The organism is Stenotrophomonas sp. WHRI 8082 (genome assembly GCF_040223995.2).
Lineage (GTDB): Bacteria > Pseudomonadota > Gammaproteobacteria > Xanthomonadales > Xanthomonadaceae > Stenotrophomonas.
On record NZ_CP167826.1, the window covers coordinates 3,382,029 to 3,408,139 of the forward strand.

The 26,111-nt window shown below is 65.6% G+C and carries 20 protein-coding genes; 14 read left to right on the forward strand and 6 right to left on the reverse strand.

Features of this window, described 5'->3' with window-relative positions; translation table 11 throughout:
• The first annotated feature begins 130 nt into the window (after positions 1-130).
• The 7 genes from ABRP17_RS14725 (at position 131) to ABRP17_RS14755 (ending at position 7,456) form a co-directional block, all read left to right on the forward strand.
• Positions 131-1,462 carry a dicarboxylate/amino acid:cation symporter gene (locus ABRP17_RS14725; RefSeq protein ID WP_349985120.1) on the forward strand — a complete coding sequence of 444 codons (1,332 nt, stop codon included), beginning with the start codon at positions 131-133 and terminating at the stop codon, positions 1,460-1,462.
• 314 nt (positions 1,463-1,776) lie between these two features.
• On the forward strand, positions 1,777-2,304 hold the full coding sequence (locus ABRP17_RS14730; RefSeq protein WP_349985119.1) for a hypothetical protein: 528 nt from the start codon (positions 1,777-1,779) through the stop codon (positions 2,302-2,304).
• 20 nt (positions 2,305-2,324) lie between these two features.
• Positions 2,325-2,924, forward strand: coding sequence for a hypothetical protein (locus ABRP17_RS14735; protein ID WP_249405649.1), 600 nt, complete (start codon positions 2,325-2,327; stop codon positions 2,922-2,924).
• A gap of 42 nt (positions 2,925-2,966) precedes the next feature.
• On the forward strand, positions 2,967-4,493 hold the full coding sequence (locus tag ABRP17_RS14740; RefSeq protein WP_349985117.1) for an adhesin: 1,527 nt from the start codon (positions 2,967-2,969) through the stop codon (positions 4,491-4,493).
• Between the two features lie 142 nt (positions 4,494-4,635).
• Entirely contained in the window at positions 4,636-5,340 is a 705-nt protein-coding gene (locus ABRP17_RS14745; RefSeq protein ID WP_192094484.1) for a C39 family peptidase, read from the forward strand.
• 12 nt (positions 5,341-5,352) lie between these two features.
• Entirely contained in the window at positions 5,353-6,105 is a 753-nt protein-coding gene (locus ABRP17_RS14750) for a hypothetical protein (protein WP_372486807.1), read from the forward strand.
• Positions 6,106-6,148: 43 nt separating this feature from the next.
• Entirely contained in the window at positions 6,149-7,456 is a 1,308-nt protein-coding gene (locus ABRP17_RS14755) for a transporter (protein WP_349985116.1), read from the forward strand.
• A gap of 545 nt (positions 7,457-8,001) precedes the next feature.
• Here ABRP17_RS14755 and ABRP17_RS14760 read toward each other — a convergent pair.
• From ABRP17_RS14760 to ABRP17_RS14770, 3 genes are all read right to left on the reverse strand, one after another.
• Positions 8,002-9,339, reverse strand: a complete 1,338-nt coding sequence (locus ABRP17_RS14760; RefSeq protein WP_349985115.1) for a sigma-54 dependent transcriptional regulator — start codon at positions 9,337-9,339, stop codon at positions 8,002-8,004.
• A gap of 231 nt (positions 9,340-9,570) precedes the next feature.
• Complete coding sequence (locus tag ABRP17_RS14765) at positions 9,571-10,347, reverse strand: C40 family peptidase (RefSeq protein WP_223202999.1); 777 nt, start codon at positions 10,345-10,347, stop codon at positions 9,571-9,573.
• Between the two features lie 132 nt (positions 10,348-10,479).
• The gene (locus ABRP17_RS14770) at positions 10,480-11,028 is read right to left on the reverse strand and encodes a C40 family peptidase (RefSeq protein WP_349985113.1); all 549 of its coding nucleotides are present in this window, start codon (positions 11,026-11,028) and stop codon (positions 10,480-10,482) included.
• Between the two features lie 112 nt (positions 11,029-11,140).
• On the opposite strand from ABRP17_RS14770, the gene ABRP17_RS14775 reads away from it, so the two are divergent.
• From ABRP17_RS14775 to ABRP17_RS14805, 7 genes are all read left to right on the forward strand, one after another.
• The gene (locus tag ABRP17_RS14775) at positions 11,141-11,620 is read left to right on the forward strand and encodes a peptidylprolyl isomerase (RefSeq protein ID WP_349985112.1); all 480 of its coding nucleotides are present in this window, start codon (positions 11,141-11,143) and stop codon (positions 11,618-11,620) included.
• 416 nt (positions 11,621-12,036) lie between these two features.
• Entirely contained in the window at positions 12,037-13,290 is a 1,254-nt protein-coding gene (locus ABRP17_RS14780; protein WP_349985111.1) for a DUF418 domain-containing protein, read from the forward strand.
• 87 nt (positions 13,291-13,377) lie between these two features.
• A complete protein-coding gene (gene gorA, locus ABRP17_RS14785; protein ID WP_349985110.1) occupies positions 13,378-14,745 on the forward strand; it encodes a glutathione-disulfide reductase in 1,368 nt (455 codons plus the stop codon).
• 168 nt (positions 14,746-14,913) lie between these two features.
• Positions 14,914-15,831, forward strand: coding sequence for a DMT family transporter (locus tag ABRP17_RS14790; protein WP_349985109.1), 918 nt, complete (start codon positions 14,914-14,916; stop codon positions 15,829-15,831).
• The gene (locus ABRP17_RS14795) at positions 15,738-16,166 is read left to right on the forward strand and encodes an MGMT family protein (RefSeq protein WP_188326690.1); all 429 of its coding nucleotides are present in this window, start codon (positions 15,738-15,740) and stop codon (positions 16,164-16,166) included. The genes ABRP17_RS14790 and ABRP17_RS14795 overlap by 94 nt, the downstream gene beginning before the upstream one ends.
• A 92-nt stretch (positions 16,167-16,258) precedes the next feature.
• The gene (locus tag ABRP17_RS14800) at positions 16,259-16,927 is read left to right on the forward strand and encodes a rhomboid family intramembrane serine protease (protein WP_188326691.1); all 669 of its coding nucleotides are present in this window, start codon (positions 16,259-16,261) and stop codon (positions 16,925-16,927) included.
• Between the two features lie 97 nt (positions 16,928-17,024).
• Positions 17,025-18,695, forward strand: a complete 1,671-nt coding sequence (locus tag ABRP17_RS14805; protein ID WP_349985108.1) for a DUF4166 domain-containing protein — start codon at positions 17,025-17,027, stop codon at positions 18,693-18,695.
• A gap of 33 nt (positions 18,696-18,728) precedes the next feature.
• Here the strand turns inward: ABRP17_RS14805 and ABRP17_RS14810 are convergent, their stop codons facing one another.
• The 3 genes from ABRP17_RS14810 to ABRP17_RS14820 form a co-directional block, all read right to left on the reverse strand.
• Positions 18,729-20,735, reverse strand: coding sequence for a M13 family metallopeptidase (locus tag ABRP17_RS14810; RefSeq protein ID WP_349985107.1), 2,007 nt, complete (start codon positions 20,733-20,735; stop codon positions 18,729-18,731).
• Positions 20,736-20,894: 159 nt separating this feature from the next.
• Positions 20,895-23,000 (reverse strand): M13 family metallopeptidase, encoded by a 2,106-nt coding sequence (locus ABRP17_RS14815; RefSeq protein WP_188326694.1) that lies wholly within the window; start codon positions 22,998-23,000, stop codon positions 20,895-20,897.
• A gap of 213 nt (positions 23,001-23,213) precedes the next feature.
• Positions 23,214-26,081: a TonB-dependent siderophore receptor gene (locus ABRP17_RS14820; protein WP_188326695.1), complete on the reverse strand. Its 2,868-nt coding sequence runs from the start codon at positions 26,079-26,081 to the stop codon at positions 23,214-23,216.
• Positions 26,082-26,111: the final 30 nt, after the last annotated feature.

Genomic DNA, 26,111 nt, shown 5'->3' on the forward strand with positions numbered 1-26,111 from the left:
CGGAACAGGCGTTCATTATGACGCGTACGACAAGGCACGCCGATGACACGCTGATTTGCCGCTCGGCCTGTCGTACCCGAAGCTGGGTTGGGCTAAGGTGCGATCAGTATTCTCTCCCCCTGGAATTTCCATGAAGCTGGTCTCTGCCTGGCTGCGCATCCCGTTCTGGCAACGCGTGGTCGCAGGCTTCGTCCTTGGCGCCTTGGCCGGCTGGTTGATGGGCCCGGCTGCCGAAACCTGGTTCGGCCCCTTGGGCGACCTGTACGTGACGCTGATCAAGATGATCGCGGTGCCGCTGGTGTTCTTCGCGGTCATCAATGCCATCTCCTCGCTCAGTGGCCAGAAATCGGTCGCCGCGCTGAGTGGCCGCACGTTCCTGTGGTTCGTCATCACCGCTGCGCTGGCCGTCGGTATCGGCCTGCTGGTCGGCACGGTGATGCAGCCCGGTGCCGGTGGACTGCAGTTGGCGATGCCGCACAACTACGTGCAGCGCGAAGTCCCCAGCGTGATCCAGGTGTTGCTGGATGTGGTGCCGTCGAATGTCTTCTATGCGCTCAGTGGCATCGGCACGCGCGTCAATGCCGCCGGTGAGACCGTGCTGGCCGCCGGACGGGGCTCGATCCTGCCGGTGATCTTCTTCGCCGGGCTGGTCGGCTTCGCCATCGTCAAGCTGGGCGAGAAAGTCACCCAGGCCCGCCTGCTGGTCGGGCAGATGAGCGAGATCATGATCCAGGTGACCCGCTTCGTGCTGGAGGTCACCCCCATCGGGACGTTCGGCCTGATCGCCGCGCTGGTAGGCAGCTACGGTTTCGAGAAGCTGCTGCCGCTGGGCAACTTCGTGCTGGCGTTGTACATCGCGTGCACCCTGCACATCGTGGTGGTGTACAGCACGCTGCTGCTGGCGCACGGCCTGAACCCGCTGAAGTTCTTCCGCGGGGCCGCGCCGGGCATGCAGGTGGCGTTCGTCAGCTCGTCCAGCTTCGCGGCGATGCCGGTCGCGTTGCGTTCGATCACCCACAACCTGGGCGTCAACAAAGATTACGGTTCCTTCGCGGTGCCGCTGGGTGCCAGCATCAAGATGGATGGTTGCGGGGCGATCTATCCGGCGCTGTGTGCAGTGTTCATATCGCAGTACAGCGGTGTGCCGATGTCGGTGGAGCAGTACGTGATCGTGCTGATTGCTTCGGTGCTGGGCAGCTTCGGTACCGCCGGTGTACCGGGCACGGCGGTGGTGATGGCCACGGTGGTGCTGAGTGCGGCCGGATTGCCGCTGGAGACCATCGGCTACCTGTACGCCATCGATCGCATCCTGGACATGATGCGCACCATGACCAATGTCACCGGGCAGATGCTGGTGCCGGTGCTGGTGGCCAAGGAGACCGGCCTGCTGGACCAGGCGGTGTATGACAATCCATCCACCAACGTGGGTATCGACGACCCGGATCCCGCGCCACGCGCGTGAGCACCGTCAGCCCCTGCGCCGGCATTGACGGCCACTGGCAGCCCATGGGCCGTCACTACCGGAGTACGAACATCGGCAGCTGAAGCGGGGGCGTACGGGGGTGTGTCATCCCCTGTAACAGGGGTGATACACCCGCGCCCGCGCCATGCGGGGCGGTCGCCTTCGCTGATTCATCGAGCGCCCGGCATTCACCCGGGTGTAACGGTCGGCATCCACAACGCCCCGCCCTGAGCCACGAATACGCTTGCCAGGCGGGCCTTGCGTAGTTGGCACGAATGCTGCGTTCCCCTCTCCATACGTAACGGGAGAGCGGCATGGACAGCAGCACGCGCAATACCTACCTGATGGCCAGCCTGATCGTGCTGACGGCATGCCCCGCCGTTGCCGGGGCCTCCGGTGCGCGTCAAGGTGTCAACGCGCGTCCAGGTGAGATGGTGCTGCTGCGTGACGTGCACGCCCGCACCGCCTACCGTCCGGCGCCTCCGGGCATTGCCCTGATCGCCGATCCCTCGCCACAGCGCGAAGTCAGCGCGGCACTGGGCACCTCCAACGGCATGGCCGAGCTCAGCGACGACGATTTCGCTGGGCTGGGTGCTGGCCAGGGCGTGGGTCCCGCGCATACCGGCAGCACCACCGTGGAGCGGGTCACCACCACGGCGCTCGGCGGCGCGGTAGGCCGGCTGGGCAGCGGCAACGGCGGCATGATTTCCGGCAACCAGATCAGCGGCGCGCTCAGCGGCCCACTGAGTGCGATGGGCAACAGTACCCGCGGCATCGGCGATACGGTGCGCGGTGCGCTGGCCCAGTTCCCGATGGGCGGCGCCCCGGCAGGTGGCAAATGAAGCGGTGCGGCGCATGGCTGATGGCGGGCCTGCTGCTGCCGTGTGCGGCTTTTGCCGACGAGTACGCCGGCATGCTGGGCTACCTCAATCAATCACGCATCGAGGGCCACGCGCTGGCAGGTGCCAACGGCCTCATCGCGATCAACCAGGCCGCCGGTGATCTCAATGCCCAAGCCAACCTGATCGGCATGGCGCAGGGGGGGCAGGCGCGCGTGGATATCGATGCGCGGAGCACCTCGGCACGCAACACCGTGCTGCTGGATGGCCCGCTGCATGCCAGCGCGCACATCGACGGCCAGGCGTTGCAGGGCGCCAGTGGCATCGCAACGATCAACCAGGCCAGCGGCATCGCCAACACGATGGTGAACATCGTCAGCGCGACGCTGGCCCGTGAAGGAATACGCGAGTCCGACGACGCGGCACTTGCCGCAGCGCGCGTACCCGCGTCAGCAGGGGGGCAGGGCAATGCCGGTGACGGCGACGCCATGGGCACCCGCAACGTCGGCGTGGCAGCGTCGGCGTTGCAGGGGTTCGATGGTGTCCTGCAACTCAATCAAATCGCGGGAGCAGGAAACGATACGGCCAACATCCTCGGTATGGCCGTGCACGGCACCCCGTGAGTGGTACCCACCCGTTACACCACTGATGAGAGAGAAGGCACCATGAAAGCGATCGTAAAAGGGACTGTACTCGCCATGGCCATTGCAGGCGTCGTGGCAACCGCCTCTGCAGCTGACAACCAGAACCAGAGCGCGAACATCAACCACAACCACAACGTCAATGAAAACTGGACGTTGAACGATACCCGCAACGTCACCCGCAACAACGTGACCAGCAACACCAACACCGATACCGACAACGACAACTACGCGCTGAACGACAGCCGCAACCTGGTGCGCAACACCACGCGCAACACCAATACCACCAACAACACCAGCACCACCAACAACACGGCCAACACCACGTCGAACGTGCGCTACAGCAGCACCACGACCAATACCGCCACCAACCGGTCCAACGTCGATTTCTCCGACGTGGACCACACCCGCGATGTCACGGTCAACGAGACCAGCAACATCTCCGCCGATGAGCGCAAGGAAAAGAACAACCACGGCGTGGACGTGAACCTGGAGAAGGACCTGCGCCTGAGCTCGGACATCAACTTCTCCGGCGATCCGGAGATCACCGGTGCCATCGATCTCGATTCGGCCGCCATCGCCGTCATCGACAACCGCCAGACCATCAGCGCCAACGATGCGTCCAACGAAATGCTGGACAACACCGCCACCATCTCCGACGACGTCGCCTCGGGTGCCTCGGGCAACCTGGGCTTCAACGTCGCCGCTGGCGACAACAACGCGCAGGACAACGCCGCTTCGCTTTCCGCGGCCGATGCCTCCTTCAGCTTCGGCATGGCCGATGCCGAGGTGTTCGTCAACCAGGGTGTGGGCGGCAACACCACCATGAACGAAGGCGTGACCAACGCGGCCGGCCTGGGTGGCAATGCGTTCTCGGGGGCTTCGGGCAACATCGGTGTCAACGTCGCGTCGGGCAACAACAACGCGCAGAAGAACGCGCTTGCCGCTTCCGTAGCGACCGCCGCCATGGCGCAGTCGAGCATTTCCTCCAACCAGGTATCCAGCGGCAACTCGGTGACCAACGCCGGTTACGTGCAGCGCTTCAGTGACACCACTGAAGTCAGCCTGCGTGGTCGTGTGGCCGGCGCCACGCTTGCTATCGGTGCTGGCACCTATCAGGGAACCGGCAACGCCTACCAGCAGGACAACTATTACCTGGACAGCTGGAGCGGCGCACTGCCGCACGCCAGTGGCAACCCCACCGGGCACATCGACCTGGATGACGAAATCCAGAACGCAACCGACAACCCGTACCGTGACGGCGTCGGTGGCATCGCGTTCGACACCGATGAGGAAGGCACCAGCCAGTTCGTCGAACTGGGCGTGGCCGACCTGTATGCCAGCCTGAGCGGCACCGTCCGCACCTCGCGCTGGGTGGCAGTCAATGCCACCAACACCGCTGGCCTCAACGGCAGTGCGTTCTCCAACGCGTCGGGCAACATCGGCGTGAACGTGGCCTCCGGCAGCGGCAACCTGCAGGCCAACAGCCTGGCCTTGGCCGTCGCACAGCCCTCGACCGGTCCGGCACCGGGCGGCGGCGGCGGCGAGTAACGACCAGGCGTGACCGCTTTCGCAGGCTGACTGCGTTGAGCGCAACAAACCCGGTCATCCGCCAATGACCGGGCTCCCCGGGAGCCCCTGTTCCATCTCCCCCTTTGGGGCAGGGGCTCCTTTCTTGGAAGGAGCCGTTGCAATGCACGTGTCCTGGATCGCAAGCCTGCTGCTGGGCGTGGTCGTGTCGAGCAGCGCCGTTGCGGCGCGGGCCGGCGAAGTGAGGTTCAGTGGCGTGCTGCCCAATGGCGCACTGATAGAACAACGCGTGGAGAGCATGCAGGAACGGCGTTTCCGCAACCTGGTGCGACAGCACACGGACTACAGCTGCGGCGCTGCGGCGCTGGCAACCATCCTCAAGTACGCCTATCACCTGGATGCCGACGAAGCGACGGTGATTGAAGGAATGATGGGGGTGTCCGATCAACAGCTGGTACGTGATCGCGGCTTCTCGTTGCTGGATATCAAGCGTTATGTCGAATCAATGGGCATGCGGGGCCGCGGCTACCGCGTTGATGAAGCCCGCCTGCGCAACCTGCGCGTGCCCGGCCTGGTACTGATGGACGTGCGTGGCTTCCGCCATTTCGTGGTGATGAAGCAGGTGCGCGGCGACATCGTCGAAGTCGCCGACCCGATCCTTGGCAACCGCAGCCTGCCCTTGGCTGAATTTCTTGAAGCATGGCCGTCGCGTGCCGTTTTCATCGTCATCGGCAGTGACTTCGATCGCAACAGCGTACTGCTGCAACCCAGCGAACGACCCAGCGCCCGCGCACTGTACGCGCGGCAAGGGCCGATCACCGATGCCGAACTGGTCGACTTCGGCTTCAGCCACGCCGACCTGTTCTGAAGGAGAACCGCCATGGATACCCGTCTTCTGCTACTGGCCACCGCGCTGCTGGGGTTGATGCCCGCTGCGGTACTGGCCGAGCAACCGCGTGGCAATGGACTGACCGAAATACCCGATCCGGAACTCAACCTGATGCGCGGGCGCTACACGGTCGGCGGCAACAACGTGGCCTGGTTCGGCGTAACCATGATTTCGCAGTGGCAGGCCGCCAACGGCACCGCCATGCAGGGCGCGCTGACGTTGGGCATGGACTTCCGCCAGGGCAGGACGCCGAAAGTGAGCTTCACCCCCAGCGTCAGCATCACCGCTGTCGACGCGCCGCTGCCGCAGGGCGGCAGCATCGCCAGCGTGGACAGTAGTGGTCTGGCCAACGCATCCGGGCTGGTGCAGAGCGTGCAGGTGGCCGGTGATGGCAACGTCGCGCGCAATGTCACCTCGCTGACCCTGCGCGATGGTGAGGTACCGGCCATGACCGGCAGTGAGGTCGGCACGGCGAGCGCCCAGCAGGGCGGAGCGCGTGCTACGGCGTCCTTCGACAACAACCAGGCGCGCCTGCTGCTGCAGCTGGACGGCGTCGGCGAAGTGCAGCAGTGGATCCGCAACGGCAGCGTAGGGCAGAGCATCGCCCTGGCCGGCGATGGCCAACAGGTGGGCAATCGCCTGCAGATTGAACTGGTCCGGCAGAACCTGGCCAGCAACACCCCGTTGACGCAGAACATCGCGCAGGCAATGGCACTGACGCGCGGGATCGGGCCGGGCCAATAGATCGGTCGGGCAAAGGGGGAATGGCACTCACCGGAAAAGGGACATGCACACCACACACCGCTTCACCCCACTGGCGCTGGCGGCGCTGGTCTACATCGGAAGTACCGCCACGGTCCACGCACAGGCGACGTCAGGCGAACACGCTGATGTGCAGGCTCTGATGGCTCAACTGGAATCACTGAAAGCCAATTACGCGCAGGAAGTGCGTCGGCTGCGCGAGCTCGACATGCAGGTGCAGGCCATGCAGGCGCGCCTGTCGGGCAAGGCGTCGGTCGCCACGGCGGGCCCGCCCGCTCCGCCCCCCGTGCCTGACCAACCCCCTGTCTCAGCGGGCGGTGGCGAGGGGTACGCCAGCTCTGCAGCCGAAGCACAGCAGGCAAAACAGGCCGCCAGACGCAGCGTGGATGATGTGAAGCAGCAGCAGGCCGCATTGTTCTCGCGTCGGTTCACCGTGGAAAACAGCATTACCTATGCACGGTATGACCGAAAGCAGCTGACCTTGAATGGCTTCCTCGCACTGGACGCGATTTTCCTGGGCAACATCGGCATCGAGAACGTCGAATCCGATTCGATCACTTACAACCTGGCGGCACGCTGGGGCATCAGTCCTACCCTGACGGTCAACATGGATGTTCCGTGGATCGCACGCAAGACCGTGTACCAGAAGGGGGGCGCAGGGGGCTCGGCTGCGGCGATCGCCGAAGAAGAGACGAGCGGCAACGGGATCGGCGACGTCAGTCTGGGGGCCAACTATAAGGTATTCGGCGAACGCGCCTGGCGGCCCGAGACCGTGCTGACTGCCGGCGTCACCGCCCCCACCGGGCGCGCGCCGTACGGCGTGGACTGGACGGTGCTGGAACGCGATGACGATGACTACATCCGGTTCGCCGTGCCCAAGGACCAGCCCACCGGTAACGGGGTATGGCAAGCCAACATCGGCCTGTCCATCGTCAAGACGGCAGACCCGGCGATCCTGTTCGCGAATGCGGGCTACATCCACTCATTCGAACAGAGTTTCGATGACATCGACGGTAATCCGGATACGGTCAATCCCGGGGATGTGAAGCTGGGGGGCTCGTACTACTTCGGCGCCGGCGTGGCGTTTGCGTTCAACGAGCGTACCAGCCTGAGCATTTCCTTCAGCGACAAGCTCAGTGCGCGTGCGTCCACGCGGTACAGCAACGGGCAGTGGATGAAGGTGATCGGCAGTGATGCGAATGCCGCGACATTCAACCTGGGCGTTACCTATGCACTGAACCAGAAGACCACCCTGGTCAGCCTGCTGGGCATCGGCCTCACCCCGGACGCGCCCGACTTCAGCCTGGCCTTCAAGGTGCCGTACATGCTGTAACCGCGAGCGTTGAATGCCCACCGATCCCGGTAGCGCCGACCCAAGGTCGGCGAGCGCGCAGCGCGGCGCTTTGTTCTCCCGCCGAGCACGGCTCGGCGCTACCAACCGCGAGCGTTGAATGGGCAAGGATCCCGGTAGCGCCGACCCATGGTCGGCGAGCGCGCAGCGCGGCGCTTTTGTTCTCCCGCCGAGCACAGCTCGGCGTTACCACGCGCGTGCGTTGAATGGGCACGGACCCCGGTAGCGCCGACCCATGGTCGGCCAGCGCGCAGCGCGGCGCTTTGTTCTCCCGCCGAGCACGGCTCGGCGCTACCAACCGCGAGCGTTGAATGGGCACGGATCCCGGTAGCGCCGACCCATGGTCGGCGAGCGCGCAGCGCGGCGCCTTTGTTCTCCCGCCGAGCATGGCTCGGCGCTACATTCCGCGAGCGTTGAATGGGCACGGATCCCGGTAGCGCCGACCCATGGTCGGCGAGCACGCAGCGCGGGGCCTTTGTTCTCCCGCCGAGCATGGCTCGGCGTTACCGGCGACGACAGACATGGATTCACCGTATCGCGGGCAACTCCACCTGGTGCTTGCGGCATAGCCGATACACCGTCACCCGCGATACCTGCATGTGCCGTGCGCAGGCAGAGACATTGAACTCATTTTCGCGCAACGCCTGCACCAGCAGATCGCGCTCCACCTGCTCGCGTGCGTTCTGCAGCAGCGCACGCGCAGCCGCCGGCAGGGTCGCAACCAGATCCAGATCCGACGGCTCGATCAGCTCACCGTCGGCCACGATCGCCGCACGTTGCACCCGGTTGAGCAGCTCGCGCACGTTGCCCGGCCAGTCGAAGCGTTGCATGGCCTGCCGCGCGCAACTGCTGAAGCCCCGTGCACGACCGGGGTGGCGCGCCCGGAACTGGCGCAGGAAATGCTCCGCCAGCACCAGCACATCCCCGCTGCGCTCACGCAAGGCCGGCATGGCCAGCCGCAGCACGTTGAGGCGGTAGAACAGATCGCGGCGGAAGCGTCCTTGGGCGACGGCCTGCTCCAGATCGACATGGGTGGCCGCCAGCACACGCACATCCACCCGCAACGGCTGGCTGCTGCCCACGCGCTCGATGGTGCCCTCCTGCAGCACGCGCAACAGGCTGGTCTGCGCATCCAGAGGCAGGTCGCCAACCTCGTCGAGGAACACCGTGCCACCGCTCGCGCTTTCGAACAGGCCCAGACGTCGCTGCGCCGCGCCGGTGAACGCGCCGCGCTCGTGGCCGAACAGTTCCGACTGCACCAGGTTGGCCGGGATCGCGCCACAGTTGACGGCCATGAACCGATGATCCGCGCGCGCGGACATGGCATGCAGCGCGTGTGCGGCGAGCTCCTTGCCGGTCCCGGTTTCGCCGGTCACCAGGACCGGCAGGTCGACCGGGGCGAATTTGAACAGCGATGCACGGGTGGCCAGCAGCGCGGGGCTGTCGCCGATAAGGCGCTGTGCAGGGCTGTCGGCGTCGGTGCTGGTGTGCTGTGGATGATGCGCAAGCTGCTCAAGCAGTGCCTGCTGTTCCAGCGGCAGGCTGAAGTGACCCTGGCACGCATCAAGAAGCGGCTGCCAACTGGGGGGAGGGCTGCTTACCCCTGAAGGCAGCACGGCCAGCAGCGGCAGGTGATCGTGCCGCTGCGTCCACTCGGTCACCGCCGTCAGCGCGAGAGCGGGAATCTGCCGGAGATCGATGACGCCAACCACTTGGTCCCGGCCACGCAAGCCCACGGCCTGCGGCTGCAGGGGATCCACGCTGCGCACCTGCCAGCCGACCGCCGCCAGCGCTGCCCGCTCGGTCGCAAGTGGCTGGCCGAACCAGATCGCGCAACGTGCCTGGATATCAGAGACCACCGCCATGCCTCACCTGTCCTTGTAGAGGGGCGGCCCTGGATGAAAAAAGTGCGTACGTGCCGCCCCACGCCGCGCCCCCGGCCGGGCATTGCTGCCACAGCCACCCCTGGATCCAATCCGGGGGATACACCATGCGAACGCGGTCTGCGGTCAGGACCGGCCACGCAGCTCGCAGGTGGGAGGCAAAAAAAAACCGCTGCAGGGCAGCGGCTTTCGGAGCGGGTACGGCGTGACCGGTTACAGGTCGACGCGGCGTGCCTGCATGAACTTGTTACCCCAGTAGCCGGTCAGCAGGGTGTCCACGCGGACGTCCTTGCCGGTGCTCGGCGCATGCAGGAACCGGCCCTCGCCGACGTAGATCCCGACGTGGTCCACCCGTCCCTTGCGGCCGAAGAAGACCAGATCGCCTTCGCTCAGCGCCGTACGGTCGGCAATCAGTTCGTTCTGGCGGTCGCTGGCCATGTCACGCGACACGCGCGGCAGTTCGATGCCCAGCGCAGTGCGGAAGACGTAGCCGACCAGGCCACTGCAGTCGAAGCCGCTGTCCGGGGTGTTGCCGCCCCAGCGATAGGGCGTGCCCAGCAGGGTCATCGCGCGGCGCAGGACGGACTGGATCTTGCCGTTCTCTTCGGCACCACCGACCACGATCGAACCGGAGGCACTGGTGTCGTAGTTGGCGAGAAGGCGGCTGAGGTCGCCGGCAACCATCGCCGAACGGTCCATCAGCGGAATGCTGTCGTTGGCGGCAAGGTGGGGAAGGAGGGCGGCGAGGGTGGCGCTGGCGGCGGCATCGGCGCGGCTGCGGGTGGCAGCGACCGGCTCGGCCTTGGCAGCAGCCTTCACTGCGGTGATGGCGGTGTCGGTCGGTACGGCGACCGGTGCGCTCTGTGCCCAGGCCGGTGCACTGGTGAGTGCAAGGGTCAGCGAGAGCAGGGCGACGCGCGTGATGCGCTGGGTCAGGCGAGGTGAATTTACGGCGCGCTGGCCTTCACACATCAGTTCGTCGGTCGTCACTCGGCGGTCACAGGGTTGGAAGCGATGGGCAATCATGCCTTGCGAAAGCGTCAAATAAGTACAAATTCCGTTAAAGTTTCGTTGGAATGAGTGTGATGTCCATCACGTTTTGGGTCATTTGTCCTATTCACGTTAGTGGAGGACGCGTTTGGCTCCCGTGTAGTGGTCCTTCCAGTAGTGTCCGCCCAGCGAATCCAGCCGGACCGTGCCGCCGGTGCTCGGGGCATGCACAAAGCGCCCTTCGCCGACATAGATGCCCACGTGGCTGACGTTGCCGCGGCTGCCGAAAAAGACCAGGTCGCCCGTCGCCAAGCGCTGGGGTTCGATCTTCGGGCCCTGCACGGCCGCCAGCTCGCGAGAGGTGCGTGGCAGCTTCAGGTCGACCATTTCACGATAGACATATGTCACCAGGCCGCTGCAGTCGAAGCCCGACTCGGGGGTGTTGCCCCCGTAGAGATACGGTGTGCCGACCAGACCGATGGCGCGCATCAGCACGGCGTTGGCCACCTGCGGGTTGGCCGGCGACACGCTGGGCCAGACCTGGGTGACGGACGGGGCAGGGGGCGGGGCGGGGCGGGACGCTTTGCCGCCACCGCATCCGCTCAGTGTGGCGGAGAGGGCGAGCGTCGCGGCGAGGAAAAAGAAACGGCGCAGGCCGCACGAAACTGGCGTCATGTCCATGATCTCCGGATAATGCGCGACCTCAGATAGGCCGCCATGATGGCGGCGTACCCGTCGGGCGGCAACCCGCCCCCTCCCGCCTGCCCTCGGCAGCTACCAGACAGAGTTACGCATGAAGATCGAAAAAGACCGCGTCGTCCGTTTCCACTACACCGTTTCCGAAGTCGGCAAGGAGCCGATCGAATCGTCCAAGGACCGTGAGCCGCTGGCCATCCTGTTCGGCCACGGCAACATCATTCCGGGCCTGGAAAAGGCGATGGAAGACAAGGAAGCGGGCGCCACCTTCGGCGTCGACGTTGCCTCGGCCGATGCCTACGGCGAACGCCGCGAGGGCCTGACCCAGCGCGTGCCGAAGAAGCATTTCGGGAAAGAGAAGCTGGCGCCGGGCGCGCAGGTCGTGCTGCAGACGAACTTCGGTGCGCGTGCGGTGACGGTGCAGAAGGTGGGCATGAGCGTGGTCGACGTCGACCTCAACCACCCGATGGCCGGCAAGGATCTGCACTTCGACGTTGAAATCATCGACGTGCGCGAAGCCAGCGAAGAAGAAGTCCAGCACGGCCACGTGCACGGCGACGGCGGCCACCAGCACTGAGTGCCAGTGGTTGCAGTGTTTCGAACGGCCCGTGCAAGCGGGCCGTTTTTTTTAGCGTCAACGTCAACGTCAACAGCTGCAGGGCGGTGGGTCGGCGAGGCGGCGGATAGGTAGCGCCGACCCATGGTCGGCGGAATGTTCCCGCCAAGCGCCCGCTGCGCTCGCCGACCACGGGTCGGCGCTACCGCTTTTCCTCTTTTTTCTACGCGGCATGTGGCCACAGGACCTGTCAGGGGGGGCGGGCGGTGGGGCTGGGCGGGGGCGTTGAGCGCCATGGATGGCGCGAAACGAGGCACGCATGGACGCAGTTTTTGCCGTCCCCCGCCCAGCCTCACCGCCCGGCCTCTGGCACGTAGCTTTGAGGCAGCCGCCCCCGAGGGGGTCTATCCCGTTCGATCCACCCTCACCTCATAATGATGCCCCGCCTTCCCGGATTCCCCGTGACCATCGCGACTTCCTCCCTGCCGCCGTTCGCGGACGCCGACCGCATTACGGTGATGGACATCCTGCGTGGCGTGGCCCTGTTCGGCATCCTGCTGATGAACATCGAAGCGTTCAGCGGGCCGCTCGATCTTTCCTTCACCGGCATCGACCCGCACTGGCAAGGGCTGGATTACGCGGCGGACGCGCTGGTCTACGTGCTGGTGCAGGGCAAGTTCTTCCTGTTGTTCTCCTTCCTGTTCGGTGCGGGTTTCGCGGTGATGGCACGACGTGCCGACGAGGCCGGCCGCGCGTTCACGCCGATCTACCTGCGGCGCAGCCTGGTGCTGATGCTGATCGGTGCCTGCCATGCCTTGCTGGTGTGGTCCGGCGATATCCTGATGGTGTACGGCCTGCTGTCTTTTCTGCTGCTGGGCACACGGCGTTGGCCGGTGCCGGTGCTGCCCGTCGCCGGCGTCCTGGTGTACGCCTTCGCGGTCGGCTTGACCCTGTTGTTCGCCCTGCTGGTATGGGCGGCCGCGCAGGGCGGCACTGCGTTGGACAGCGCAGGCAGCCTGCGTACGGCGCAGGACATCATTGAAGCGCAGCGCCAGGCCTACGGTCATGGCACGTGGAGGCAAGGCACCCTGCAGCGGCTGGCCGATGTGCGCCACATGGTCGGCGGCATCCTGATCACCGGTCCAGAGATCTTCGGCATGTTCCTGCTGGGCGCATGGTTCACGCGCAGCGGCGCACTGTCCGATCCACAGCGCCATGCGACGCTGTACGCACGCCTGCGCTGGATCGCGATGCCACTTGGTCTGCTGCTGATGGTGATCAGCGCAGTGTGGAATCCGTATCTGGCGCCCGGCGAGTTCACCGTACAGACCGGGCTGTCCTATGCACTGGCGGCGGTCGCGAGCCTGCTGATGGCGCTGGGCTACCTGGCGTGGATCGTGCAAGCGCGCCAGGCGCTGGGCTGGCTGGCAGCACCAGGACGCATGGCGCTCACCCACTATCTGCTGCAGTCGTTGCTGTGCACGTGGGTGTTCTACGCGCCCGGCTTGGGTTTGTTCGAGCAGATGTCGCGAGTCTGGCAGTTGCCCTTCGCATCGGCGGTGTTCGCCGCGCAGGTGGTGATCAGCCATGCATGGTTGGCGCGTTTCCGCCACGGGCCGATGGAATGGGTGTGGCGCGCGCTCACCTACCTGCGCCTGCCGCCGATGCGCCGCACGGTGGCAGCCCGCTGAGCGGGCGTCGTCACGTCTGCCGCGCAGCGGGACATGGCATGCTCTTGCCCTGTAGGCCCCTGATACGTAACGACGCGAGCGATGCCGATGACCACGACTTCCCATGACTACGACCTGATTGTCCTCGGTGGCGGTTCCGGTGGCCTGGCGGCTGCCTTCCGCGCCGCACAGCACGGCAAGCGCGTCGCGATGCTGGAGCCGGATGAGCTCGGTGGCACCTGTGTCAATGTCGGCTGCGTGCCGAAGAAGGCGATGTGGCTGGCCGCCGATCTCGTCGGCCGTATCGGCTTGGCACGCGCGATGGGATTCGACGTGCCGCTGCGTCCCGCGTTGTCCTGGAAAGAACTGATCGTCCATCGTCAGGGGTATATCGAGAACATCCACGTCAGTTATCGCAAGCGGCTGGACGAGACGGGCGTGGTGCGCGTGCCGCGCCGCGGGCGACTGGTGGACACGCACACGGTGGAGTGCAGCGATGGCGTGCGCATCAGCGGCGAGCACATCGTGCTGGCCACCGGTGCTCACCCGCAGCGCCCGGACATTCCCGGTGCGGAACTGGGCCTCGTCTCGGACGACTTCTTCAACCTGTGCGATGCACCGGCGCACGTTGCCATCGTCGGCGGTGGGTACATCGCCGTGGAGTTGGCTGGCCTGCTGCAGGCGCTGGGCAGTCGCGTGACCATGCTGGTGCGCGGTAGTCGCCTGCTGGACCGCTTCGATGGCGAACTCGCCGCGCAGTTGGCGGATAATCTCTGCCATCAGGGGGTACGGATCCAGTTCACTTACCGGCTGCGCGAACTCCAGCGCGACAGCGAGGGCGATCGCGTGCGTGTACTGGGCCACGACGGCCCGTTGGACAGTGTGTTCGACAAGGTGTTCTTTGCGATCGGCCGACGTGGCAACTCCCGGGACATGGGGCTGGAGCAGGTTGGCGTGCAGATCGGCGAGCGCGGCGAAGTGATGGTCGACGAGTGGCAGACGACCTCCGTTCCCAGCGTGCATGCGGTGGGCGACTTGGCCGGCAAGGAAGGCTTGACGCCGGTGGCGATCGCCACGGCGCGCCACCTCATGGACCGCCTGTTCGGCGGCAAGCCGCAGGCGAAGATGGATTTCGACAACATTCCCAGTGTGGTGTTCTCGCACCCACCGCTGGGCAAAGTCGGTCTTGGCGAAGAAGAGGCCCGCCAGCAGTTCGACGACGTCCGCATCTACCACAGCAATTTCAGGCCCATGCTGCAGGCACTGGCCGACGGCACCCAGCGCAGCATGTTCAAGCTGGTCTGCGTCGGCCCGGAAGAACGCGTGGTGGGTGTGCACCTGCTCGGTGAAGCCGCGGACGAAATACTGCAGGGCTTCGCGGTCGCGGTGAAGATGGGCGCGACCAAGGCGCAGTTCGACGCAACGGTAGCGATCCATCCCACGTCGGCCGAGGAAATCGTGTTGATGCATCGCTGAGCGCGGCAATGGTAGAGCCGACTTCAGTCGGCTGCCTGTCAGCGCCAGCCGACTGAAGTCGGTTCTACCGCGGGGCACCACACCACGCCCCCACACCGAAGCCAAAGCACCCCACCAAAGCACCACAGGCGAGGCCCGCCCGTAACCCGTGCGACAATAACCGGCCTCATGAACACCCCTTCGACCTTCCCCACGTCCTCCGCCCGCCTCGCCGTGGGCGGCGTAGGGCTGGCAGCCATCGGCGCCATCGCCGCGTCGGGCAAGGCGATCATCGTCAAGCTGGGTCTGCGTCATGGGGTGGACGCCACGACGCTGCTTGCGCTGCGGATGGCGATGGCCATGCCGCTGTTTCTGCTGTTGGCCTGGTGGTCGTCGCGCCGCGCCGCGCCCTTGTCCTGGGCCGACCGCGGACGCATCGCGTGGCTCGGCTTCACCGGCTACTACCTGTCCAGCTGGCTGGACTTCCAGGGCCTGCAGTACATCAGCGTGACCTTGGAACGGCTGATCCTGTACCTCAATCCCACCTTGGTATTGCTGATCCATGTCGTGCTGACGCGACAGCGACCAGGCCGCTGGCAACTGGTGGCGCTGGCGCTCAGCTACGCCGGCGTGCTGGTGGCGTTCGGCCATGATCTGCAGCGCGAGGGCGGGCAGATCATCCTCGGCAGCCTGCTGGTGCTGGGCAGTGCCATCAGCTACGCCTTGTATCTGTTCGGCAGCGGCCAGATCGTGGCCCGCATCGGTGCCGTGCGACTGACCGCGCAGGCTAGTTGCGTAGCCTGCGCGCTGGTGCTGCTGCACTTCGGCCTGACACATCCGTGGCCTGTGCTATGGCAGGCACCGCACGCGGTGCACTGGTTGTCGCTGATCAATGCCACGGCCTGCACGGTGCTACCGGTGCTGGCGATCATGCTGGCGGTCAAACGCATCGGCTCGTCGTTGGCCGCGCAGGTCGGTATGCTCGGGCCGGTGTCCACCATCGTGATGAGTCTATGGCTGCTCGACGAACCCATGGGCCCGGCGCAGATCGCCGGCACCGTCCTGGTGCTGTGCGGGGTGCTGCTGGTGACCCGGCTCCGGCGCTGACGCCGGAACAGGCGCGCGAGCGCATCCTGGCGGTGATCCGTGCCATCCCGGTCGGCCAGGTAATGGGCTACGGCCAGGTCGCGGCACGTGCGGGGCTGCCAGGACGCGCGCGTTTGACTGCCCGCGTGCTGGGAATGAATGACGACCCGGAGCTGCCGTGGCATCGCGTACTGCGTGCCGACGGACGTATCGCCATGCCCGAAGGGTCGACAGGCTGGCGCGAGCAGAGTCGGCGCCTGCGCGCCGAGGGCGTGGCGGTGGAGCGGGGGAGGGTGCGGATGCAGGCCGTCGACCCGTCCGCATCGCTGGATGCCGCGCTGTGGGGGCCCGGTTGACCCTGGCCGCGTGCTGAACCTGTCCTCGCCCGGGCGTGCCGACGCGCCGCGGCGCTGCCGCTATGATGGAGGCCGTTCCCGAGGGTACCCCCATGCTTCCGCGACTGCCTACCGTCACCAAGGCGCTGTTGATCGCCAATGCGATCCTGTTCCTCCTGCAGCAACCGTTCCTGCTGGGCGATGCGACGTTCGCGCCGTTCATGCTGCAGCCGTTGCAGGGCAGCTTCGATGCCTTCTCACCCGGCGGTAATTTCCAGCCTTGGCAGCTGCTGACCTACGGCTTCCTGCATGGCAGTTTCAGCCACCTGTTCTTCAACATGTTCGCCGTTTTCATGTTCGGCGCCGCGTTGGAGCAGACCTGGGGCGAGAAGCGCTTCCTGATCTATTACCTGGTGTGCGTGGCCGGTGCCGGCCTGTGCCAGCTGCTGGTGGGCAGCCTGATGGACAACCCGGCGACCGTACTGGGCGCATCCGGCGGTGTGTTCGGGCTGCTGCTGGCCTACGGCATGCTGTTCCCCAACCAGCGGGTGATGCTGCTGTTCCCACCGATCCCGATGAAAGCGCGCACGTTCGTGATCCTGTTCGGCATCGGCGAGCTGGTGCTGGGCGCTACGGGCTGGCAGCCGGGTGTGGCGCATTTCGCGCACCTGGGGGGCATGCTGTTCGGCTGGCTGCTGATCCGCTACTGGCGCGGCCAACCCCCGTTCAAGCGCCGCCCCCCCGGCCCACCCAAGCGCCCCAACCACCTGCGCAGCGTCTGACAATGAAAAAGGGGACGGAGGGGATTAAGTCGTTTTCGGCCCGCCCGCGATGCAGGGGGGCCGGAAACGACTTAATCCCCTCCGTCCCCTTTTTGTCGTGAAGATCCTGCTGCTGGGGGGGTATGGGGTGTTCGGCGGGCGTCTGGCGCGCTTGCTTGGCGACCTGCCGATGCTGGAGCTGATCATCTGCGGTCGCAGCCTGGCGGCGGCACAGGCGTTCTGCATGGCGTACGTGGGGCAGGCAAGGGTGACGCCGCTGCAGGTGGATCGGCAGAACATCGCTGAGGCACTGCATACCCATCTGCCCGATCTGCTGATTGATGCCTCCGGGCCTTTCCAGGACTACGGTACGCACCGCTACCTGGTGATCCAGGCCTGCATCGCTGCCGGTGTGGACTACCTCGACTTCGCCGATGCCGCGGAGTTCGTCGCGGGTGTCGCGCAGTACGACGCGGCGGCCAAGGCGGCCGGGGTGTTCGTGCTGTCGGGCGTAAGCAGCTTTCCCGTGCTCACGGCCGCCGTGCTGCGGCAGATGGCCCAGCAGATGGACATCGTCAGCGTGGAGGCTGGCATTGCGCCGTCACCGTATGCCGGCATTGGCTTGAACGTGATGCGCGCGGTGGTCGGCTATGCGGGTTCGCCGGTGAAGCTGCGTCGAAACGGTCGTGATGGGCACGGTATCGGCCTGGCCGAAAGCCGCCGTTTCACGGTAGCGGTGCCTGGTAAAGTGCCGTTGCGCAACCTGCGTTTTTCGCTGGTGGATGTGCCCGACCTGCAGGTGCTGCCGCCCGAGCATCCCACCCTGACCGATATCTGGGTCGGCGCCGGCCCCGTGCCGGAGCTATTACACCGCCTGTTGAACCTGCTGGCCAAGGCGCGCCGGCGACTGCGGCTCCCGTCGCTGGTGCCGTTGTCGCGCTTGTTCTACACGGTGTTGAATTGGATGAAGTTCGGCGAGCACCGCGGTGGCATGATCGTGCGCGCGCTTGGCACGCGTGATGAGGTGCGGGTGGAGCAGAGCTGGCATCTGCTGGCCGAGGGCGACGACGGGCCCTATATACCCTCGATGGCCATCGAAGCGGTGGTCCGCAAGCTCGTGCAGGGAGAGCGGCCGGACATCGGCGCGCGCGCCGCCACGCGGGCGTTGGAGCTTGCCGATTACGCCCGACTGTTTGCTGGCCGCGCCATCGCCACGGGCTTCCGCTACGACATCCCCGGTGCCAGCCTGTACCAGCGCCTTCTGGGCTGCGCGTACGCCACGTTGCCCACCAGCGTGCAGGCTTTGCACGCACCCTCGGCACCGGCGTGCTGGACGGGCATCGCGACGGTGGAGCGGGGAACGGGCGTGTTGTCGCGGCTGATCGCCCGCGTGTTCGGATTTCCCGCGGCAGGCGACAACGTACCCGTCAGCGTAAGGTTCACGCCGGAAGCCGGTGGCGAGCGTTGGACGCGCACCTTCGAGGGTCGCCGTTTTTCTTCGTTGCAGACGGCCGGCACGGGGCGTGACGAGGCGCTGTTGGTCGAGCGGTTCGGCACAATCGCTGTAGCGCTGGCCGTAGTGGTAGAGGGAGACAGGCTGCGGCTGCTGCCACGCCGCTGGTCGCTGCTGGGCATTCCCCTGCCCACATGTCTGCTGCCCGGTGGCAATAGTTTTGAAGCAGAACGCGACGGTCAGTTCGTCTTCGACGTGGAGATCGCCGCACCGCTGGTCGGTCGCATCGTCGCGTACCGCGGCACCCTCAAAGAAAAAGGGGACGGAGGGAATTAAGCGAACTTAATTCCCTCCGTCCCCATTCTTTGATCAGCGCCAGATACGCAGCTGTTCGGCGTCGGTACGCTGCATCGGCTGGCCCGGCTTGCAGCTGAAGCTGGCCGAGAAGGCCGGCAGGTTGGACAGCGGGCCGTTGGTGCGCCACTTGCCCGGTGCGCGGACGTCCGTGCTCAGGCGTGCAGCCGCTTCGTTCGGCGACAACTGCTGGCCCCACAGCGTGGCCCATGCGCTGAAGAAACCCTGCTGGTCCGCCGGTTTGGCGTTGGCTTCGACGGTGCGGTAGGCGTCCCACGCCAGCTCCAGGCCGGCCAGGTCGGCCAGGTTCTCTTCCTGGGTCAGCGTGCCGTTGACCTTGGCACCCTTGATGCCCGGGAACTCGTACGCGCCGTACTGCGCGGCCACGCGGCTGCCCAGCAGGGTCCAGGCGGTCTTGTCGGCCGGCGTCCACCAGCTGCGCAGTTCGCCCTTGGCATCGATCAGCGAACCCTTCGCATCGATCGCACGGGTCAGCTCATGGCCGACCAACGCGCCGTAGCTGCCGAACTTGTCGGCGGCACTGGCCTGTGCGTTGAAGATCGGGCCCTGCAGCGCGGCGGCGGTGACGATCAGGCGGTTCTGCGCCAGATCATAGGCCAGCGACGGCTGCTGCGGCAGGACGTCCCAGCGACGATCCGCGTTGCCCTTGCCGATGCGCTTCATTTCTTCGCGATGGCGCCAGGTGGAGGCGATCAGCATGTTGCCACCGAAGCTGCCGCGGCCCATCGGCTGCACGCTGTAATCCAGATCGCGCCGCGGGGTGCCGATTTCGATCTTCATCGCGCCCAGCTTGGCCTCTGCTTCGGCCTTCGCCTCGGCGCTCAGCCAGGTGCTGCGCTTTACGGCTTCGATCTGCGTTTCGCGCAGCTTGTCGATGATCCAGGCGGCCTGGCGGCGATCTTCCGCCGACAGGTGCTTGGCGGCGTACTCGCGGCCGACCATCGGACCGGCGGCGACGTTGATCGCGTCCAGCACCTGCTCCCAGCGCGCGGCCGGCAGGGTCTGTGCGCGCAGCACGCGGCCACGGAACTCAAACTCGGCATCGCGGTAGGCCTTGGAAAGGTACGGCGCCATCGCATCGCCCACGCGCCAGCGCAGGTAGGCCTTCCACTGGTCCGGCTTGATGCGCGTGACCATGCCATCCAGCGCGCGGAACAGGGCTTCGTCGGACAGCGACACCAGATCGTCGTTCACGCCCTGTGCCTTCAGGAAGGCATCCAGCTGCAGGTTCTTGTAGCGGCCGTTGAGATCCTTGGTGGAGATCGGCGCGTAGTTGCGGAACGGGTTGTTGAGGTCGGCCAGCGACTGCGCGTTGCGGGCCAGCTCGGTCTCCAGCGCGATGACGGCCTGCGACTCGGCATCCAGCTTGTCCGCCGCGGTGCCGGTCAGTGCCAGGATCTGCTTGACGTAGGCGCGGTAGCGGCCCATCACGGCCACGGTATCGGCGTCGGTGCGGGTATAGAACGCCGGGTCCGGCAGGCCCATGCCGCCCTGCATGAAGTAACCGATGTGGCGGTCGAGCGCCTTCAGGTCCACGTCGGGGCTGAAGTTGAAGGCCACCGGGATGCCGACCTGGTGCAGGGCGGCGATCGATGCCGGCACATCCTTGGCGCGCTTGATCGCGTTGATGCGGGTCAGCAGCGGGGCGATCGGATTGGAGCCGTCGGCTTCAACCGCAGCTTCGTCCAGGCCGCTGGCCCAGAAGTCACCGAGCAGCTTCTGCACGTTGCCCTGCGGGCTGTTCATTGCGGCATCCAGCAGTTCGCGCTGCTGCGCGCGACTGCGGTCGACCAACTGGCCCATGGCCGTGGTGGCGCCGCTCTGCGGGACCGGGTTGGCCTTCAACCACGTTGCGTTGCTGGCGTCGTAGAAATCCGTGCACTGGGCGCTGACGGCCGGTGCACGCGCCGCCTTCTTCTTCGCCGCCAGGGCATCGGTAGCGGGAACCAGGAAGGCCAGGCTGACGCCCAGGGAAATGGCAAGCGGACGAAGGTTGGGCATGGAAGAGCGAATCCGTCGAGGATTAAGGGCGGGCGAACTATAGCAAGCCCTGCATGTGCAGAGCATGCAGACGCGGCGATACACCGCGGTGTGCAGGGCTGCCAACGAAAAGGCCCGGGTTTCCCCGGGCCTCCATGGCAACAAGCGGTCAGCCGTGGCTTACCAGATCACCACCTGTGCATCGCCTGCGCGCACCATCGGCGAACCGGCCTTGCACTGGAACGCCGCCGCGAACGTCGGGAGGTTCGACGGCGCGCCCATCGCGCGGAACTGCGCCGGTGCGTGCGGATCGGTCGCCAGACGGACCTTGGCGTTTTCCGGGGTGTACTTGGTACGCCACACGGTGGCCCAGTTGAAGTAGAAGCGCTGATCGCGGGTGAAGCCATCGATCTTCGGATCTTCCTTGCCTTCCGATGCCTTCTGCAGCGCATCGTAAGCGGTGGCCAGGCCACCCAGGTCGGCGATGTTCTCACCCAGCGTCAGGCTGCCGTTGACGGCCTGGCCGTCGACCTTGTAGCCATCGAACTGCTTGACCAGCTTGCCGGTCAGGCCCTGGAAGTTTTTCTTGTCGGCGTCGGCCCACCACTCTTCGAAGTTGCCGGTCGGGCCGAAGCGCGCGCCCTGGTCATCGTAGCCGTGGGTCATTTCGTGGCCGATCACTGCACCGATGCCGCCGTAGTTGAGCGCGTCGTCCGCGTTGGGATCGAAGAACGGCGGCTGCAGGATGGCGGCCGGGAACACGATCTCGTTCTGCAGCGGGTTGTAGTAGGCGTTGACCGTCTGCGGGGTCATGCCCCACTCGGTCTTGTCCACCGGCTGGCCGATCTTGGCCAGGTTGAACTTGTAGTTGAAGGCATTGGCCGCACGCACGTTGCCGAGGAAGCTGTCACGGCCGGTGTCCAGGCCCGACCAGTCACGCCACTTGTCCGGGTAACCGATCTTCGGGGTGAAGGTCTCCCACTTGGCAATGGCCTTCGCCTTGGTCTCAGCGCTCATCCACGACAGGCCCTGGATGCGTTCCTTGAGGGCGGCGGCCAGGTTCTTCACCAGCGTTTCCATCTTCGCCTTGGCTTCCGGCGAGAACGCGACCTTGACGTACAGCTGGCCGAACGCTTCGCCCGCACCGTTTTCGATGGTGCCGAGCACGCGCTTCCAGCGCGGCTTCTGTTCCTTCTGACCGTTCAGGGTCTTGCCGTAGAACTCGTAGTTCTCGTTGGCGAAGGCATCGCTCAGGTACGGCGAGGCGCTGTCCACGGTGTGGAAGCGCAGGTAGGCCTTCCACACGGCCGGATCGGTATCGCCCAGCGCCTTGCTCACTTCCTCGTGGAAGCTCGGGATGGCCAGCGAGAACTTCTCCGGCGCGGCCACGCCCTGCGCCTTGAAGAACTCGGTCCAGCTGAAGTTCGGGGTCAGCGTGTCCGCATCGGCCAAGGTCACCGGGTGATAGAACAGCGAGACATCGCGCGACAGTTCAACGCTGGACTTGGAGGCCTTGGCGAGGCGGGTTTCCAGCGCGACCACGTCCTGTGCCTGCTTGGCGGCGTCGGCCGCCGGCACGCCGGCCAGCTCGAGCACCTTGGCCACGTGGGCCTGGTAGGCCTTCAGCTTGTCGGCCTTGCTGGCTTCGGTATAGAAGGTCTTGTCCGGCAGGCCCAGGCCGCCCTGGCTGGCGTAAGCCATGTTGACCGCGGAGTTCTTGAAGTCCGCTTCGGCGCCGAAGCCGAACAGGACGTTCTCGCCCTTGGCCGCGCTGTCGCGCAGGTAAGCGGCGATGGCGCCCTTGTCGTTCAGCGCATCGATGGCAGCAAGGTCCGCCTTCAACGGTTCGATGCCCTGGGCATTGATCTTCGCTTCGTCCATGCCGGTGGCCCACAGGTCACCGACCACCTTTTCGATGTGGTTCGGGTTCTTGACCTGCGCGACCTGCTCGGCGAGCTGGTGCTGCGCGGCCACCGAGCGCTCGTCGAGGATGGTGAAGGCGCCCCAGCTGGTGCGGTCGGCCGGGATTTCATTGGCGGCCAGCCACTTGCTGTTGACGTAGTCGCCGAAGGCCGTGCAGGCGTCCAGCGTGCTGTCCAGGTCGCTGGGCTGGAAGGCGTTGTACGCCGGCAGCTTGGCCTGGTCCAGGGTGTAGGTGGTGGCTTCGGGTGTGGCGGCCGGGGTGGAGGCGGCGCCTTCCGTGGCCGGGGCTTCGCTCTTGCCGCAGCCGACCAGCGCGGCCGAAACGGCCAGGGTCAGCAGGACGATCTTGGGAGTACGGGTCACTTTGTTTGGCCTCCAGGCCGCGTGATAGCTGAGAAAGACCCCGCAGGGGCCGTAGGGCGGACGATACGCCTCCAGCCCGGCCCGCAAGGGTGTCGAAGGTCATGCCGGGACGCAAGTGGGCGAACGGACAAGGTTGGCAACATACCGACCGGCGCCCATGAAAAAAGGAGGCGACCGGGGTCGCCTCCTTCGGGTGTCACGTCGTGCGGATTATCAGAACTTGTACTTCAGACGCACGTACGGGGTGCGGCCGTACAGGTCGTACTGCGTAGCGAACGCGGCGGTGTTGCCGTAACGCGTGCCGGCACCGGTGGAGATCAGGGCCGGCTTGGTGTTGAACACGTTGGACACACCGACCAGGATTTCCCAATCCGACTGCTCGTAGCTCAGCGACGCGGTGTGGTACAGGCGTGCGTCGGCGGTCAGGTCGCGGTAGGAGTTCGGACGCCCCTGGTAGGTGAACACATTGTTCAAGTCCTTGTTCTCGGTCGAGCCGATGTACTGGGTCAGCCAGTTGTAGCTCCAGTCGCCACGGGTCAGGCTCAGGCCCAGGTTGGCCACCACGTCCGGTCGGCCGATGTAGCCCAGCTGGTCCGAATCAGACAGGCCGCTGGCCTCGGCGGTGTCGAAGATCTGCGCCACGTCTTCCATCGTGTAGGTGACCTGGGTGTCGACCGCGAAGGTGCCGAAACCGAACTCACGTTCCCAGTTTGCCGTCAGGTCCCAACCACGGGTGCGCTGCTGGTTGATGTTGAGGTACTGGGCGTAGATCTCGCGGATCGAGTTGGCATCCGGACCGGTGGTCGGGTTGCGCACCAGCAGTTCGCAGTAACGGTTCGGGAAGGTGCTGGAGGTATAGCAGCCATCCACGATGTCGGCCGAACCCAGCGCGGTGATCTGACCCTTGACCTTGTAGTCGAAGTAATCGATCGCGATGCTCAGGTCGGTGAACGACGGGGTGAACACGATACCGGCGCTCTTCGCCCGCGAGGTTTCCGGCGTCAGGTTGCCGGCGCCGCCGCTGGTGAACACCGTAGCGCTGGAGCCTGCACCGGTGTAGTCCGCCGGGATGCCCGCCGCGCCGCAGTTGGTCTGCAGGTTGGTGTTGTTGCTCTCGCCCCAGCGGATGCACGGATCGATCGCGGTCTGTGCCTGGAAGCCGGTCTGGTTGCCCAGGTACAGCTCATACAGGCCCGGTGCGCGGTACGAGGTACCCAAGGTGCCGCGGACACGGAACGCCGAATTGATCTGCCAGTTCAGGCCGAGCTTCCAGACCGAATCGCTGCCATCGACCGAGTCGTATTCGAAGATACGGCCGGAGGCGTTGGCGCTCAGCGATTCGATGCCGGTGATGCCCTTCAGCAGCGGAACGTCGAACTCGACGAAGGCTTCCTTGACCTTGTCTTCGCCCTTGGTCTGGTCAGCGGTGGACGCGCCCCACAGATCCTTGTACTCGACGCCCGGCTGGTCGTTGATCTTGTAGTTGCGGTACTCGAAGCCGATGGCCGTGCCGACCGCGCCGGCCGGCAGGTCGAACAGCTCACCGGTGAATACTGCGTTGATGCTGTACTGGTCGTAGGTGGTCTTGCCCGGGGCCCACACGCCCAGGATGTCGACCAGCTCGTCGACCTTGGCACCGCTCAGGTAGCCCGGATCGAAGTAATTGGCAGCCGGCGTTTCGCCTGCGCCTTCGGTGAGCAGGTCACCGGTGATCGAGTTCTTGATGCCCAGCGTGTTGTACTTGCCGCTGGAACGGCTGTAGTTGCCGTTGACTTCCCAGCCCCACGACTCGGTGCCCTTGAACAGGCCATCGAACTTGGTGGCGCCGTAGAAGTAGTCGACCTCGGTGTGGGACTGCGACTTGAACGGCAGCACCGGCTGGGCATAGCCGTTGGTGGTGCCCGGCGCTTCCACGGTCGGGAAGAACTGGCGCCACTGGAAGTTGTCCGTGGTGCGCTTGTTGTATAGGAACTGGGTCTTCCAGTTGAACGAATCGAAGCCGAAATCAGTGGCCAGGTAAGCCGACTTGCGCTCCTGGCGGTTCATGATGTGGCTCTCGCCCCAGCGCGAGAAGTTCAGCGGTTCCTGATAGAACGCAACCGGGTTGCCACCGGCATAGGTCTGGTTGGCGCGCGGGCGATAACCGGCGAACGGACCGACCGTGCTGCCATCAGCAGAGGGCACGTAGCGGATCGGCGAATCGTATTCGTCGATGACGTTGTGCAGCAGGTTGTTGCAGTTCGCCAGCGGAGTGCCGGCATTGATGGAACGATCCTGGCGATCGATACGGTTGCCGTCGGCATCCTTGATCAGATCTTCGCCGCACTTGAGGTAATCGCGGTCACCGCGGGTCAGCTCGTTGTGGCGGTACCACTCGACCGCAGCGACGACGCTGCCGGTTTCGAAGTTCCAGCCATTGGCCAGCGACGCGGCGAACACTTCACCGCCGCCCTGGGTCGGGATGCGCGAGGTCACGGTCAGTTCCGGACGATCGAAGTTCTTCTTGGTGATCAGGTTGACCACGCCGGCGACGGCGTCGGAGCCGTAGATCGAGGACGAACCGTCCTTCACGATCTCAGCGCGCTGCAGCACGGCGGTCGGGATCACGTTCAGATCGAAAGCGCCGACGGCGCCGCGGGTGCCGGCCGGGCCGGGACGCTGGCCGTCAAGCAGCACGAGGGTACGGTTCGCGCCCAGGCCGCGCAGCGAGAACGTCTGCACGCCGGTACCGCCGTCGACGACGAAGCCGCCGAACTGGTGGGTGATCTGCGTTTCAGCGGCGCCGATGGCCGAGCGCTGCAGGAATTCGCCAACGTTCACCTGGCCCTGAGCGGCGTTCTTCTCGGTGTCAATGGTGAACACGGGGGAGGCGGTCTCGTAATCCGCACGGCGGATCAGCGAGCCGGTGACAGAGACTCTGTCCAGATCCCGGGTCGTCGGCTCAGCGGAGGCGGCCGTTGACTTGGCGGTGTTGCTCTGATTGCTCTCCTGCGCGAAGGCAGGTGCGGCGGTGAGGCAGGCCAGCACAGCGAGGGTCAGAGGGACACGGCTTGGCGAGAGGTGGCGATTGGCTTTGCGCATTGCGTTGACTTCCCAGTTGTTATGCTCCGG